This is a genomic window from Tardiphaga sp. 866_E4_N1_4, from assembly GCF_052076075.1.
Classification (GTDB): domain Bacteria; phylum Pseudomonadota; class Alphaproteobacteria; order Rhizobiales; family Xanthobacteraceae; genus Tardiphaga; species Tardiphaga robiniae.
The window spans coordinates 3,834,906-3,849,586 of sequence record NZ_CP197242.1 but is presented as its reverse complement, the minus strand read 5'-3'; the positions used below and the strand labels follow the sequence as shown (position 1 = coordinate 3,849,586).

At 61.6% G+C, this 14,681-nt stretch carries 11 protein-coding genes; 3 read left to right on the top strand and 8 right to left on the bottom strand.

Features of this window, described 5'->3' with window-relative positions; genetic code table 11:
- Window positions 1-169: 169 nt before the first annotated feature.
- The 4 genes from AB8B20_RS18725 to AB8B20_RS18710 all read right to left on the bottom strand — a co-directional run bounded on the left by AB8B20_RS18725 (window position 170) and on the right by AB8B20_RS18710 (window position 5,461).
- A complete protein-coding gene (locus AB8B20_RS18725) occupies window positions 170-781 on the bottom strand; it encodes a sigma-70 family RNA polymerase sigma factor (protein ID WP_093757615.1) in 612 nt (203 codons plus the stop codon).
- A gap of 194 nt (window positions 782-975) precedes the next feature.
- A complete protein-coding gene (locus AB8B20_RS18720) occupies window positions 976-1,713 on the bottom strand; it encodes a response regulator (RefSeq protein ID WP_231078808.1) in 738 nt (245 codons plus the stop codon).
- Window positions 1,710-3,464, bottom strand: coding sequence for an ATP-binding response regulator (locus AB8B20_RS18715; protein ID WP_184512338.1), 1,755 nt, complete (start codon window positions 3,462-3,464; stop codon window positions 1,710-1,712). Before AB8B20_RS18715 ends, AB8B20_RS18720 begins: the two co-directional genes overlap by 4 nt.
- Entirely contained in the window at window positions 3,434-5,461 is a 2,028-nt protein-coding gene (locus AB8B20_RS18710; RefSeq protein WP_244558258.1) for a sensor histidine kinase, read from the bottom strand. The genes AB8B20_RS18715 and AB8B20_RS18710 overlap by 31 nt, the downstream gene beginning before the upstream one ends.
- Before the next feature lie 404 nt (window positions 5,462-5,865).
- Between AB8B20_RS18710 and ugpB the strand changes: the two genes are divergently transcribed.
- Window positions 5,866-7,188 (top strand): sn-glycerol-3-phosphate ABC transporter substrate-binding protein UgpB, encoded by a 1,323-nt coding sequence (ugpB, locus tag AB8B20_RS18705; protein ID WP_093757612.1) that lies wholly within the window; start codon window positions 5,866-5,868, stop codon window positions 7,186-7,188.
- Between the two features lie 40 nt (window positions 7,189-7,228).
- Here the strand turns inward: ugpB and AB8B20_RS18700 are convergent, their stop codons facing one another.
- The 4 genes from AB8B20_RS18700 to AB8B20_RS18685 all read right to left on the bottom strand — a co-directional run bounded on the left by AB8B20_RS18700 (window position 7,229) and on the right by AB8B20_RS18685 (window position 11,503).
- Window positions 7,229-8,080, bottom strand: a complete 852-nt coding sequence (locus AB8B20_RS18700; protein WP_439074355.1) for an energy transducer TonB family protein — start codon at window positions 8,078-8,080, stop codon at window positions 7,229-7,231.
- Window positions 8,077-8,514 (bottom strand): TonB system transport protein ExbD, encoded by a 438-nt coding sequence (gene exbD / locus AB8B20_RS18695; protein ID WP_089263503.1) that lies wholly within the window; start codon window positions 8,512-8,514, stop codon window positions 8,077-8,079. The genes AB8B20_RS18700 and exbD overlap by 4 nt, the downstream gene beginning before the upstream one ends.
- Before the next feature lie 3 nt (window positions 8,515-8,517).
- Complete coding sequence (gene exbB, locus AB8B20_RS18690) at window positions 8,518-9,303, bottom strand: tonB-system energizer ExbB (RefSeq protein ID WP_439074356.1); 786 nt, start codon at window positions 9,301-9,303, stop codon at window positions 8,518-8,520.
- A gap of 130 nt (window positions 9,304-9,433) precedes the next feature.
- Window positions 9,434-11,503, bottom strand: a complete 2,070-nt coding sequence (locus AB8B20_RS18685) for a TonB-dependent receptor (RefSeq protein WP_439074357.1) — start codon at window positions 11,501-11,503, stop codon at window positions 9,434-9,436.
- A 319-nt stretch (window positions 11,504-11,822) separates the two neighbouring features.
- Here AB8B20_RS18685 and AB8B20_RS18680 point away from each other — a divergent pair, with 319 nt between their 5' ends.
- Both AB8B20_RS18680 and AB8B20_RS18675 read left to right on the top strand, forming a co-directional pair.
- Window positions 11,823-13,442 carry an ABC transporter substrate-binding protein gene (locus AB8B20_RS18680; protein WP_439074358.1) on the top strand — a complete coding sequence of 540 codons (1,620 nt, stop codon included), beginning with the start codon at window positions 11,823-11,825 and terminating at the stop codon, window positions 13,440-13,442.
- A 216-nt stretch (window positions 13,443-13,658) separates the two neighbouring features.
- Window positions 13,659-14,672: an ABC transporter permease gene (locus AB8B20_RS18675; protein WP_309942071.1), complete on the top strand. Its 1,014-nt coding sequence runs from the start codon at window positions 13,659-13,661 to the stop codon at window positions 14,670-14,672.
- Window positions 14,673-14,681 lie beyond the last annotated feature (9 nt).

The following is a 14,681-nucleotide window of genomic DNA, read 5'->3' as shown; positions in this document are numbered from 1 at the left end:
GATGTATTGCGCAGGTCGATGCGGAAGTTCGTGCGTCCGCCGACGATGACAAAGCCCTAGCTCCAAACAGAATACGACCCGGAAGGGGGCATCCCGTCCGGGTCGCTGGAGGTGGGGAGGTTTACGCGAACTGACGTCTGTAACGTTGGAGCAAAAGGAACGCGGCAGATTACGCTGCGATACTGTCGATGCCGGCGGTCTTCAGGAGATCGGCGAGCTGCTTGCGGGCGTAGAACATGCGGGTCTTCACCGTCGACGCGGGGATGCCGATCAGGCCGGCGACCTCTTCCACTGACTTCTCATGATAGTAGACGAGGTTGACGATCTCGCGATGCGCCGGCGACAGCTTGGCGACGCAGGCCCGGAGGATGGCGCTGGTGCGGCTGCGATCGAGCGATGCCTCAGGTGTATCGGCCTGGTCGGCGATTTCCATGACATCGTCCTGGTCGATGTCTTCATATTTACGCTGGCGTAGCGCGGTCAGTGCCTTGAAGCGTGCGATCGACAACAGCCATGTGGAGACCTGCGAGCGGCCTTCGAACTGGCTGGCGGTCCGCCACACATCGAGGAACACCTGGCTGACCAGATCTTCAGCCGCCGACGTGTCACGCAGCATGCGGAGAACGAAGCGATAGACCCGCACATTGTGCCGGGCATAAAGCGTGTGCATCGCTGTGCGGTCGCCGCTGGCGATATTCTCCAGCAGCATCTCGTCCGAGGTGGCGCGGGCCGTAATGATACCCTGCTGACCGGCGGCATTGAGGGCGATGACGTTCTGCATGACTAACTCCCGTAAGAGACCGCGTTGCGGCTTCGTTGGGAGGATTGTTAAGGAGCCCCGGTTTCAGGGCGTCTGCTTCAAAAGCGGAAAATGGTTTCATGGAACCGGAGAATTGTTTCGTCGCAGGGTTATCGACGAAACATTCAGAGGTGAAATGCGTGTAAATTGAATGAGATAGATTCCAAAAGGGGTGCTCAGGCCTTGTCGCCCACCGGGGAGAACAAATAGCCCCCGCCGCGAATTGTACGGATCACGGCGGGTTTCGTCGGATCGGGCTCGATCTTGCGGCGGATTCGCATGATCCGTAGGTCAACCGCCCGGTCGAAAGCCTCTGCATCGCGGGCATTGGCCAGTTCGAGCAGGCGTTCGCGAGAGAGTACGCGCTTCGGATTCGCGGCGAATACCTTGAGCAGGCCGAATTCAGAGGCCGTCAGCGGATGTTCGTTGCCTTCGTCGTCACGCAAGGCCTGCGCTTCCAGATCGAGCCACTTCGTGCCGAAGCGCACGAGATGGTCCTTGTTCTCCTTGGCAGGCGTTGCATCTGCTGCTGCCCCCTTCACCGGCGTGCTTCGGCGCAAGACCGAGCGGATGCGCGCCATCAATTCGCGGAGTTCGCAGGGCTTGGCGATGTAATCGTCGGCGCCGAGTTCGAGGCCGACGACACGGTCGATCGGGCTCGCGGTGGCGGTGAGCATGATCACCGGCACATTGATGCGGCTTTTGAGGTCACGGATGATCGAGAGCCCGTCTTCCTCGGGCATGTTGAGGTCGAGCACCACGAGATCCGGCACCTTGGTCTCGATCTCGCTGCGCAGGCTCTTGCCGCCGTCGCACAGGGTTACGGCAAAGCCGTGCATCTTGAGATAGTCGCCCACCATCTCACGGGCGGGCGCTTCGTCGTCGACGATAACGATATGCGGGCTCTGGCTCATGACAGGCCCTCACTGGTGGCTGGCAGCAGGATGGTGAAGGTGGCGCCCTGGCCTGGGCCGGGACTATGTGCGTTCACCTCGCCGCCATGCATGTCGATGATGCGTTTGACGATCGACAGGCCGAGGCCGGTCGAGCTTTCGCCGCCGGTCGGCTTGGCTGACAGCCTCTGGAAACGGCCAAACAGGCGGTCGAGATCCTCCGGCGACAGGCCGGGACCTTCGTCGCTGATGCTGATGCGGACATAATCGGCGTCGCCCATGATCAGTAGCGCGATCTTGCCGCCGATCGGGCTGTATTTGATGGCGTTGCTGACGAGGTTGTCGATGGCTTCGCGCATCCGGTCGGCGTCGCACATGGTGAGATCGTGGTGAGCCGGCGCGGAGACGGAGAGATCCTGCTGCTTGTTCACCGCAGACGGCCGGTTCGCTTCCGCGACGTCCCGGACCAGCGTCGCCAGATCGACCGGCTCGCGGCGGATGGTGATATCGAAGGCGTCCGCCATGGCGTCGGAGATCAGGTGATCGACCATCGAGGTCAGTCGCTTGGTGGCGTCACGGATGTGATCGACCTGCGCGGCGATGTTTTCCTTCGGCGATCCCGCGGATATCAGCTCGGTCAGCATCTCGGTGCGGCCGAGGATCACGCCGAGCGGATTCTTCAGGTCATGGGCGACGGTGCCCAGAATCTCGTTCTTGAAGCCGTTGGCGCGCTGCAGCCGCAGCCACTGCGCGGAAAGCCGGCGATTGGCCTGCATGAGGGCGCGGGTGCGTTGCGCCACGCGGTCCTCCAACTGCGTATTGGCCTCGTGCAGTTGCTGGTAGAGGATCACGTTGTCGAAGGCGATCGACAGTCGGCTGCCGAAGATCTCCACCAGCGAGCGGTCTGTCTCCGACAATTGCCGCTCCGCCTGCAGCAGCACGACAACCTCGCGGCCGCTGCCGGTGCGGATATAGAGCGCCGTCCGATGGTCGGCGAAATCATGCTTGCGGCGCTTGAAGGCCTCTTCGACCATCTGGCGCAGGTCCGGGTCGAGCGACTGCGCGGTGGCGGTACCCATGAAGCGGCTGTAGCAGCCTGATCCGGCGAGGACAGCATAGTCGTCGCCGACAACGCCGCCATCGCGCAGTACCAGAATGCCGGCGCAATCCACATTCAGCAGCGAGGCGATCTGCGTCAGCACGCCTTCGGCAAGCCGCTGCATCGACTTGAAATCATAGAGGGTCGAGGCGGCGTCGATGATGATTTCGAGGCCGCGCCGTGTCTGCACCATGCGTTCGAGTTGCTGATAGCTGCGCAGTGCGGCCGTCAGCGAGGTGAACAGCTTGTCGGCGGTCAGTTCGGTCTTCGCCTTGTAATCGTTGATGTCGTAGTCGACGATGACGCGGCGCTCCGGCGCCTGGCCGGGTTGGCCGGTGCGCAGGATGATGCGGACGGTTTCGTTGTGCAGTTCGTTGCGGATGAACTCGACCAGTTCGAGGCCGGCCGCGTCGGTCTCCATGATGACGTCGAGCAGCACGGCCGCGATATCCGTATGCTCGCGCATCAGGGCCTGGCCTTCGGCAGCGGAATAGGCCGACAGGATTTCCAGCGACTGGCCGTTCAGGGTGTAGTCGCTCAGCGCGAAGCGCGTGCCTTCATGCACGGCCTGGTCATCGTCGATGACCGCGATTTTCCATTTTCGGTTATTGGATTCTTCCGGGACATCACCGGAGTCTTCAATCAGGTAGAGGACATCGTCCTGGTCGGCCATTGCGTAGTCCCGTCAAATGATCCGGCGGCGCCAGTGGCGGCCCGCGGCATGATAATGCGAAATGTTGTGCCTTGTCCCAATCTTGACTCCAGCATCATCCGGCCACCCAGCTGCTGGGTCACCAGATTGTACACGATGTGGAGGCCGAGGCCGGTGCCGCCTTCGTTGCGGCGCGTGGTGAAAAACGGGTCGAAAGCCTGCCGCTGGACGTCCGGGCTCATGCCCGCGCCGTTGTCGGAGAAGCTGATCTCGATATCGTCGGTGCCGCGCGGCTTGGCGGTGATAGCGATGGCGCCCGGCTTGCCGTCCGGAAATGCGTGATTGGCTGCATTCAGGAACAGATTGGTCAGGATCTGGCCGTAGGAACCGGGATAGCCATCGATCATCAGCCCGTCCGGCACGTCGACTGTCAGCGTGATCGGAGCCTTCTTCAGGACAGGGCGCAGACTGGCGATGATCTGATCGGTAGCCTCGGAGAGGCTGAATTGCCGCCGTTCGGCATGGGAACGATCAACGGCGACCTGTTTGAAGGACTGAATAAGCTCGCCGGCGCGATGCAGGTTGGCGACCAGTTGCTGCGCCGCATCGCGTGACGTCTTGACGAATTCTTCCAGTTGCGAGCGCCGTAGCGGGGCATTGGAGCGCAGCTCGGCCTCGAACATTTCCGAGCGCCGGGCGAAGCTCGATGCCACGGTGAGGCTGATGCCGATCGGATTATTGACCTCGTGGGCCACGCCGGCGACCAGACCGCCAAGTGCGGCCAGCCGTTCGGCGTCGATCAAATTCTGCTGTGCGGCATTTAGTTCGAGCAAGGCACTCTCGGCCTTCTCCTTCGACGCGCGCAGCTCGTTCTCGGCTTCGCGCTTGGCGACGGCGTTCTCACGGAACACTTCGACCGCGCGGGCCATGGCGCCAACCTCGTCCTTGGCAGCGGTGCCCTGAACCTTGCGATCATAGTCGCCGGAGGTGATTGCGCGCATCGAGGCCATGATCTGCTGCAGCGGCAGGCGGATGCTCAGCGCGATGATGATGCCTGCGGTGATGATCAGCCCAAGAAAGCCCGTGGCGATGACCATGACATTGCGGGAGATTGCCGTCAGCGTGCGGTCGAAAGTGGCCTGCGCGGACTGCTCGCGCTGGCGCATCTTGACGGACAGGCCATCGATCGCAGCAATCGTGTCGGCCTGGCTGGCATCGATCGAATTGCGCAGCAGGTCCGTGCGGCTGGAGAGTTGTTCGGACAGTTTTGCGAGCCCCTGGCGGAGGGCAACTGAGCGTCCCTTGAGCCGCTGCAGCGCAATACGCTGCAGATCATTGTCGGCGAGGTCGGTCATGACCGGGATAGTACGCTCGATCGTCTCGGTGTTGCGGCGTGCATCTTCGGCCGAGGCGGATGCCAGCGACAGATAATAGGCGTTGGCGGCGACCAGCATCGCGGTGAATGCCTCACGCGACTTGCCGAGTGCCGGCCAGATCAGCGCGTCGCGCTGGCCGGTGGCGCCCTCGATGATGGAATACAGTCCCGCCATGTCCTTGGCAGGCCCGAGCACCTGTTCCTCATAGGTCTTGGCAATGGTTGTCTGAAGCGTCCGTAATTCACCGAAGCCGCTAAGGAAGCGCTCGGTGACACGCTCCAGCTCGGCGACCGAGCCTGACAGCATGGGGTCGGTCGAGGCACGGGTATTCAGTGTCCCAAGCACAGCCTCGCGCAGCAGCAGGATTTCGGCGAACAGTTCGGGGCTGGGCTGATTGATATAGCGATGGATCAGGTTCTGCAGCCGGCCGGTCTCGCTCTCAAGCAGGGCCAGAACCTGATCGGACTGCCGGACCTGGCGCACGTCGTCCCAGGCGGAGGACAACACCCGCGAGCCACTCCAGATCAATCCCGCCAGGACGAGGACGACTGCCGAGTTCAGGGCTGCGATGGACAAAATGCGCCAGCGGATCGGAATCGCACGGACAGCCGCAACGAGGCCGGTCCGGCCTCGCGCCGCCAACTCGTCCTGTCCTTCAGAAACTCCGTTGTGCGGGCTCGTCACCACAGGTGTGTCATTCGGCCTTGCGAAAGGTTCAATCGGTGAGACAGCCGTGCGTCGCAACCCGGCAATTCGTTTTTTCTAGTTTGAAAGAGTTTCGTTGAGGTTGCGAGACAGTTCAATGTAGCAAATACAGGCGGTGCTGGCTATTAACCTGCAACAGCTGGTTGAACTGGCGCAGTCCCGATTGAACCGAACGCCGCGAAGTCGCAACAGAGTGCTGCGGCTGATCGTGTCCGGTGAACGCCACCGTGCGGGGCAATTTCGATCAAAACTATAACGGAATCATTATTTTATTGGGCGGCTTTGGCCCCCAATGATGACGCAGCAGGCGGGCAGCCAAAGGCGTTGTAGGGCAGGATAAAATGAAGTTGAAGGCGGCGCTCGGATATCTCGCGCTCGTGGTGACAGTCAGCCAGACTGCGACGCCCGCACGCGCCACCGACATTCAGTGGTGGCACGCGATGTCCGGAGAACTCGGCCGGCACGTTGAAAAGCTGGCCGCGGATTTCAACGCCACGCAGACGGGCTATCGCATCGTTCCGGTCTACAAGGGCAACTATACCGAAACCGTCACGGCGGCGATCTTTGCCTTCCGGTCTCGGAGCCAGCCGGCCATCGTCCAGGTCAACGAAATCGCGACGGCCACCATGATGGCCGCCAAAGGCGCAACCTATCCCGTCTACGAACTGATGCGCGACCAGGCGGAGGCGTTCAATCCGTCAGCCTATCTGCCAGCCATTACGGGCTACTACACCGACATGGCCGGCAACATGCTGTCCTTCCCGTTCAATGCGTCGACGCCGATCCTTTACTACAACAAGGATCTGTTCCGTGCCGCCGGGCTCAATCCGGACGAGCCGCCGCGGACATGGCCGGAACTCGGCGCAGCTGCCAAGCGATTGCGGACGGCAGGTGCGGTTTGCGGCTTCACCACGGCCTGGCCGTCATGGATCAATGTCGAGAACTTCTCGGCATTCCACAACATTCCGGTGGCGACCAAGTCCAATGGCCTTGGCGGGTTGGATGCGGTGCTCACCTTCAACAATCCGCTGATGGTGCGGCATATTACGCAACTCGCCGAATGGCAGAAGACCAAGGTCTTCGACTATAGCGGCCGTGCGACAGCGGCTGAGCCACGCTTTCAGAAGAGCGAATGCGGCATTTTCCTGGGCTCGTCGGGGACCCGCGCCGACATTCTCGCCAATGCGAAATTCGAGGTCGGCTATGGTATGATGCCGTACTGGCCGGATGTCACGGCCGCGCCGCAGAATTCGATCATCGGCGGCGCGACGCTCTGGGTGCTGCGGGATCGACCGCGCGAAGAATATAAGGGCATCGCGAAGTTCTTTGCGTTTCTTTCGCAGCCCGAAGTGCAGGCGACCTGGCATCAGAAGACGGGTTACCTGCCGATCACGCGCGCCGCTTATGAACTCACGCGCCAGCAGGGTTTTTACGACCGCAACCCTGGCACCGTGAAATCCATCGAGCAGATCACGCTCAAAGCACCGACGGAAAATTCGAAGGGATTGCGCCTTGGTTCGTTCACGCTGATCCGTGACGCCATCGAGGATGAGCTGGAGCAGGCATTCAGCGGCAAGAAGCCTGCGCAGGAGGCCCTCGACGCTGCAGCAGAGCGCGGTAACAAACTGCTGCGCCAGTTCGAGCGCGCCAATCCGGTGCAGTGATATCTGCCCGGTCGCGGCGCGTCACGATCTTCGGCTGTTGCTAACGAAGGTCGTATCGCAGTGGAACATTGAACGCCTCCGTACCACCGGTCTTCTCCGGCGGAAATGCCGGGAATGGCTGCGCGCGACGAACCATGGCGAGCGTTTCGGCATCGAGCGCTTGATTTCCCGACGATCCCAGGAGGCGAGAAGACAGCACGCGACCGCTGCGATCGAGTGTAAAGGCGATCCTGACGACTGCTGTGCCTGACTGACCGGTGCGTGCACTCTGGGGAAATTGCTTGAAGCGCTGCAAGTGTGATTGAACGAGCTGATTGTAAGACGCTGACGCTGCCCTCGAGGCACCGGCGGCGGCCGCTGATGCTGCAGGCGCGATGCGTTCTGCGCGCGGTGCCGCAGTGGTCTGCGGCGCTGCTGGCGTATCGTTGGGCTTCTTCTTGACCTCGGCGCGTATCGGCTTCGGCTTGGGCTTTTCCGGCACCGGTTTTGGCGGATCGGGAATGATCTTGGCGGGCTCGGGCGGGGGAGGCGTCGGCTCGGTCTTCTGCTCGGGCGGCGCTTCGACGACCGGCTTCTCCATCGGCGGCGTCGGCGGGATCTGTTCTTCCACCTGCTTCTGCTGAACGGGCTCGGGCGGCGGCTCGGACGGCGCTTCCGCTTGCTGCATCTCGGGACCAGGGGCGATATCCAGCGGCTGCGTTTCAGGCGCGGCGGTGGCGGGCGCCATGTCGATCATGATGGTGGGCATCGTAACGCCCGGCGGGTTCGGTTGATGGTACCACCAGATGCCTGCGGCGATCAGGCCGGCATGGATCGCGACGATAGCGATCGCCGACCCGGTCCAGCGAAGACCGACGCTGTCGGTCGGCGCATGTAGCGCAAAGACGTTCATGGCGCGGAGGTTCGTCCGTCGAGGCCGACCAGTGCGATTTTGAGGTAGCCTGCGTTGCGCAGCAGGTTCATCACTTCCATCAGATCGCCATAGCTCACGACCTTGTCCGCGCGCAGGAAGATGCGCTCGTCCTTGTTGTTCTTGGTCGCAGCATCCAGCGTGCCGCTCAGCGTATCGCGCGGGATGATGTCTTCGCCGACGGCGATAGTCAGGTCAGGTTTGACGGTGACGAAGACCGGCTTGTCGGGACGCGGCTGTGGTTCGACGGCGCTTGCCGGCAGGTCGACACCGAGATCGACCGTCGCCAGCGGCGCTGCCACCATGAAGATGATCAGCAGAACCAGCATCACGTCGATGAAGGGCGTCACATTGATTTCGTGGTTGACTTCGAGGTCGTCACCGCCACCTGAGCGTCCACCTAATCTTGCAGCCATGATCTATTCCGCCGCCCGCGAGATCGGCATTCCGCGACGGCCGTGATCGCGGCTCATCAGCAGCATGACCTGTGCGGAGGCATCGCCGAGCAGCGCACGGTAAGTCGTGATGTTGCGAACGAGCTGGTTATAGATCACCACGGCCGGAATGGCTGCGACAAGACCGAGTGCTGTCGCGAGCAAGGCTTCGGCGATGCCCGGCGCGACGACGGCGAGGTTGGTGGTCTTGGTTTCCGAAATACCGATGAAGGCGTTCATGATGCCCCAGACGGTTCCGAACAGGCCAACAAAGGGCGCAGTCGCACCGATCGTTGCGACCACGCCGATGCCGCGGGAGATCCGGCGCGACATCGCCTGTTCGACGCGCTCAAGGCGGAGCGCAATGCGCTCCTTGAAGCCGTCATCAAACAGTCCATGGGAGAGGGCAGTCTCGCGCACTGCCGAATGAATGAGCTGGGCCACGGGATCGCGGGCGTTGGCGCTGTCGCGCTCGACCTGAGCCAGCGTCGTGTCGCTTTCCAGTATATCGAGCCGCCGTTTGGCAGACCGTGTTTCGCGGTTGAGTTCGATGGTCTTTGCGAGCCAGACCGTCCAGGTCACCAGCGAGGCGATGGCAAGCCCGATCATCACGGCCTTCACCACGATGTCGGCGTTCATGAACATGCCCCATGGGGACAGATTATGCGGCAGCAACGCTTCCGTGGTCGCAGCTACAGCAAGCTGCGGAAGCGCCGCCGTTCCGCTAACCGCCACCAATACAGTTGTGATGGGAGACCAGGATCTTGTCATAGGGGCTGCATTCCGTCGGTCGAAGTTTGCAATGGGAGATGATGGCGAAGAATACCTTCGCATGTGAACGATGTCGCCCTCCGGAGGCCGAGTTGAGGCCCAAACTGGAGCGATTCCAAGGTCATTGGGCTCAAAATCTCATACTCGTGAAGAGCCGCACGCCGCGTCCGGGCTGCAACACCTCCGCCTTCTTGAAGGAGATGTGGTTGCGGACCTGTTCGTCGAGCAGATTGTCTCCGGTGACGCCGAAGGTGATGTCGCGCAGGCCGCCGTCGACCTTCGCGAATGTGTGGGTATAGCTCACCTCAGCCTTCAGCAGATTGTAGCCGGCCGTCGAAGTTTCATTGAGTGCAATGTCATTCTGCGTGAATGCATGCAGGACGCCCAAACGGGCATACCATTCAGCGCTGCGCCACCAGACGCCGCCGCCGACACGCATCGGTGCGATGCGCGGAACATTGCTGCCATCGGCAAAGGTCGCGCGGACCACGTCGAACTGGGTGTCGATCCCGAGCATGCCGTCGCTGAGCGGCGTCACATCGAGTTGTGCCATCAACTCGGCGCCGCGGAAGTTCGCATCTCGCTGACCGTAGGCCACTTGCAGCAGTGGGCCGGTCGCGCCGCAGCTTGCGAAAGTGTCGGTGCAGAAGTTGCCGGTCACCTGCTTGAAGATGAAATCGAGATAGCGCGTGTAGTAGAGACTCGCCTCGAAGCGAAGCTGGCCGCTGCTGCGTTTCAGGCCGACTTCGACCGACTCTGCGGTTTCGATTTTCAGATCCGGATTGCCGATGACGAAGGTACCGGATGCGCCGTCAGAGCCGCGCGAATAAAGCTCAGGCGCGGCAGGCGCGCGCTGCGCACGCTGTACGCTCAGATTGGCAACCATGTCCCAGGGCAGTGATTTCAGCAGTCCGAAGCTGAAGCTCTTCGGGGTGAAATCGCGTGTCGCTGCGGTCTCGGAAAATGTGTCGGGTGGTGGCAGGAAATTGCTGGGGAAGATTGGCGCCATGCCGGAGACTGATAGGCTCTCGATACGGCCTGCGGCCTGGAATTTGAGTGTGTCCGAGAGCTGCAATTGCTCGAACACGAAGCCTGCGACCGTGTCCGTATTGGTGGGAGCGAGCAGCCCGCCGAGCAGGCCTGCAGTGCCGAGCTTGCGGTTGCTGGCCTGTGCGCCCCAGCTTCCGGTCAATGCGCCGAGCGGTGTTGCGACCGCGGCGTGGTCCAGTTCGAAGCGGCCTTCGATTTCCTTGTTGGTGATGGTGTTCTGCAGGCCATCGACACCATTGCTGCCGATGCCGAGCTCGCCATGCTTGTAGTCGCTGACGCCGAACGTATAGCGGATCGCTGCGATGCCGTCGGTTGGCGCGCGCCATTCGCCCTTGCTGGTCACCTTGGTCTGTTCGAGATCGATGCGAGTCCGCGACGCGGATTCGGCGATGCCGGGGATATGATACAGGCTGGTGATGTGCTGGATCGCGGTGCCGATATAGCCGCCATCGAAGATGTAGGAGCCGCCGACCGACTGGCCTTCCGAGCGCAGCCTTGTATTGGCCTGCACGCCGCCGCCGGGAATTCTGTAATCGCCGGCGCTGCGGCCGAAGGCATCGACGTGAATGGCGACATTGTTGCCTGACGCATCGATGCTGGCCGCACCGTCGATGCTGCTATCCACCGAGGAGCCGCCACCCTTGATGCGCGCGCTGAAATTGTCCGGCACGAGATTTTCCGGAATACGATTGTTGCTGGCGTTGACGACGCCGCCGATGGCTTGATTGCCATAGCGCAGCGTTGCGGGACCGCGGATCACCTCGATCTTGTCGGCGGAGAGCGGGTCCACCGGGACCTGATGGTCCTGGCTGAAATCCGAGGCGTCCTGGCTGCCGATGCCGTTCTCCTGAATGCGAACGCGATAGTCGTCGAGGCCGCGGATATTCGGCCTGCTCGCGCCCGGCGCAAAGGTCGATGCGGCAACGCCCGGCTGGGTGGCCAGCAGGTCGGCGATGGAGGCGGAGGTCGTGCGCTGCAGGGCGTCACCCGTGAGCAGAGTGGTGGACTGGAAGCCGTCTGCTTCCTTCTGCCGCTCGGCACTGACCACGATTTCCGACAGCGTTTGCCCCTCCTGGGCCTTCGCCTCTCCAATCCAGATTGATGAGAGGCACGCTGCTCCCGTGATCGACGCCCACAACCTCAAACTCACGCCATTCCCCAACGTTACTGATCTGATGCGAATGCTAATGCGAACTATTCGCAATAAGGAGGCGGGAGCCGTTTATGTCAAGCCGGAATCGGGCGAGTAATGACCGGGCAAGCACGCGGGGCGGTCTAAATTTTATGCATATCAATATCTTTGTATGCAACGTGACTGAGTCTCTGGCGATGCTGACCGTCGGAGGCGTTGCAGAAATGCAAGGTTTATCAGATGCCTAGGCGCGCATTAGGGGTTCGTTAAGCTCTGGCACGAAGTTTGCGATGTCTGTTCCCAAGCCGATCCACTCGCGCCCTTGGGGAGAGCAAGAATGAAGCGTCGTGATTTTCTGAAAACCGCCACAGGCGCCGCGGCCGGCGCCATGGTCTCCGGCCCGGCAATCTTTTCGTCCGCCAAGGCAGACGCCCGATCCGAAACCCTGCTGATCGTCTCCGAAAGCGGTCCCAACAATCTCGACATTCATGGCGTCGGCACCAATGTGCCCGGCTATGAAGTGTCCTGGAATTGCTACGACCGCCTGATCGGCCACGAGATGAAGGCCGGCCCCGGCGGCGTGCCCTATTACGACCGCGACAAGTTCAAGCCCGAACTCGCCGAGGACATGACCATTGGCGACATGTCGGCGACCTTCAAGCTGCGCAAGAACGCCAAGTTTCACGACGGCACGCCGGTGACGGCGAAGGACGTCAAGTGGTCGCTGGATCGTTCGGTCAGCGTCGGCGGTTTTCCGACCTTCCAGATGAGTGCCGGCTCGCTGAAAAAGCCCGAGCAGTTCGTGATCGTCGACGATCATACCGTGCGCGTCGATTTCGCCACCAAGGATCGCCTGACGATTCCGGATCTCGCTGTTATCGTCCCCTGCGTGATCAATTCCGAGCTGGTGAAGAAGAACGCCACCGAGAAGGATCCGTGGGGTCTCGAATATACCAAGATGCAGACCGCAGGCGGCGGTGCCTACAAGGTGACCAAGTGGACCGCGGGCACCGAAGTCATCCTCGAGCGCAATGACGACTGGGTCTCCGGCCCGATGCCGAAGATCAAGCGCGTGATCTGGCGCATGGTGCCGCAGGCCGGCAACCGGCGTGCGCTGCTTGAGCGCGGCGATGCCGATATGTCCTACGAACTGCCCTACAAGGATTTCCAGGAGATCAAGGCCAACGGCAAGATGAATGTCGTGTCGCTGCCGTTCTCCAACGGCATCCAGTATATCGGTATGAACGTCACCAAGCCGCCCTTCGACAATCCGAAGGTGCGTCAGGCCGTGGCCTATGCGCTGCCCTATCAGAAGATCGTCGATGCCGTGTTGTTCGGCCTCGCCAATCCGATGTACGGCGCATCAGCCGACAAGCCGACCGAAGTCGCGTGGCCGCAGCCGCATAGATACAATACCGACATGGCCAAGGCGAAGGCACTGCTGGCCGAGGCCGGCTATCCCAATGGCTTCGAGACCACGATCTCATTCGATCTTGGCTTTGCCGTCGTCAACGAGCCGCTCTGTGTGCTGGTGCAGGAAAGCCTCGGCCAGATCGGCATCAAGACGACCATCAACAAGATCCCCGGCGCCAATTGGCGCACCGAGCTGAACAAGAAGGAGATGCCGCTCTACACCAACGTGTTCTCCGGCTGGCTCGATTACCCCGAATACTTCTTCTACTGGTGCTATCACGGCGACAATTCGGTGTTTAACACCATGAGCTACAAGTCGCCCGAGATGGACAAGCTCATCAACGGCGCGCGCACCGCCGCCGCAACCGGCGACAAGGCAGCCTATGATGCCGATGTGAAGGGCTTCGTCGATCTCGCTTTCACTGATGTGCCGCGGATCCCGCTGTATCAGCCCTATGTCAACGTGGCGATGCAGAAGAACATCTCCGGCTACCAGTACTGGTTCCATCGTCGACTCGACTATCGCGCGCTCGTGAAGGCGTGATGTGATGGGTGCGAGGAAGCTCGCCTGGTTCGATGACGGGGCGGTTCTATCGTCCCCTCCCCCCTTGCGGGGGAAGGTGGCGCGAAGCGCCGGGAGAGGGGGGAGCCACGAACTCTGGCGCTTGGTGCTCCCCCTCTCCCCAACCCTCCCCCGCAAGGGGGGAGGGGGCGCCTTGAGTTTGTTTGCAACTACGTCGATGAACACGAGGCACGCACCATGCTCAGCCTGATCGGCAAACGATTGATGTTCGCGATCCCGAGCTTGATCGGGGTCGTCATCGTCACATTCCTGTTGACGCGCGCGCTGCCCGGCGATCCCGCGGCCTATTTCGCAGGACCGTCAGCGGACAAACAGGCGATCGAGGAAATCCGCAAGAAGCTCGGTCTCGACAAGCCGCTGATCGAGCAGTTCTTCCGCTACACCGCCGATCTGGCCAAAGGCGATTTCGGCAACTCGCTGACCACCGGCCAACCAGTAGCGACTGAAATTCGCAATCGCCTGCCGGCCTCGGCGGAGCTGACGCTGCTTGGTTTGCTGGTCTCGGTCATGATCGCCATCCCGCTCGGCATTCTCGCGGCCACGCGGCCGGGCTCGTGGATTGATCATCTCTGCCGGGTGACGACGACGGCCGGTGTGTCATTGCCGGTGTTCTTCACCGGTCTGGTGCTGGTCTATGTCTTCTATTTCAGGCTCGGCTGGTCGCCGGCTCCGCTCGGACGTCTCGACGTGTTCGCGTCGACGCCGCCCAACGTGACCGGCTTCTATCTGATCGACAGTCTCATCGCCCGTGACTGGGAAGCCTTCAGGTCCGCCTTCAACCAGTTGATCCTGCCGACGGCAACTTTGGCGATCTTCTCGCTGGCGCCGATCGCGCGCATGACCCGCGCCTCGATGCTGGCGATCCTGTCGTCCGACTTCGTCCGCACGGCGCGCGCCAGCGGTCTGTCGCCACGCGCCGTGATCGTCACTTACGCTTTCCGCAATGCGATGCTGCCGGTCATCACCACCTTGTCGATGACATTTTCGTTCCTGCTCGGTGCCAACGTGCTGGTCGAGAAGGTGTTCGCCTGGCCGGGCATCGGCTCCTACGCGGTCGAAGCTCTGATCTCGTCGGATTTCGCGCCGGTGCAGGGCTTCGTGCTGACCATGGCGGTCATGTATGTGCTGATCAATCTGATCATCGACATTCTCTACGGCGTGATCGATCCACGCGTGCGGCTGGAAGGGTGAGGGGGAAAC

Coding starts and splice junctions, on each gene's coding strand:
- AB8B20_RS18725 (WP_093757615.1), bottom strand. CDS start 781: ATGCAGAACGTCATCGCCCTCAATGCCGCCGGTCAGCAGGGTATCATT.
- AB8B20_RS18720 (WP_231078808.1), bottom strand. CDS start 1,713: ATGAGCCAGAGCCCGCATATCGTTATCGTCGACGACGAAGCGCCCGCC.
- AB8B20_RS18715 (WP_184512338.1), bottom strand. CDS start 3,464: ATGGCCGACCAGGACGATGTCCTCTACCTGATTGAAGACTCCGGTGAT.
- ugpB (WP_093757612.1), top strand. CDS start 5,866: ATGAAGTTGAAGGCGGCGCTCGGATATCTCGCGCTCGTGGTGACAGTC.
- AB8B20_RS18700 (WP_439074355.1), bottom strand. CDS start 8,080: ATGAACGTCTTTGCGCTACATGCGCCGACCGACAGCGTCGGTCTTCGC.
- exbD (WP_089263503.1), bottom strand. CDS start 8,514: ATGGCTGCAAGATTAGGTGGACGCTCAGGTGGCGGTGACGACCTCGAA.
- exbB (WP_439074356.1), bottom strand. CDS start 9,303: ATGACAAGATCCTGGTCTCCCATCACAACTGTATTGGTGGCGGTTAGC.
- AB8B20_RS18680 (WP_439074358.1), top strand. CDS start 11,823: ATGAAGCGTCGTGATTTTCTGAAAACCGCCACAGGCGCCGCGGCCGGC.
- AB8B20_RS18675 (WP_309942071.1), top strand. CDS start 13,659: ATGCTCAGCCTGATCGGCAAACGATTGATGTTCGCGATCCCGAGCTTG.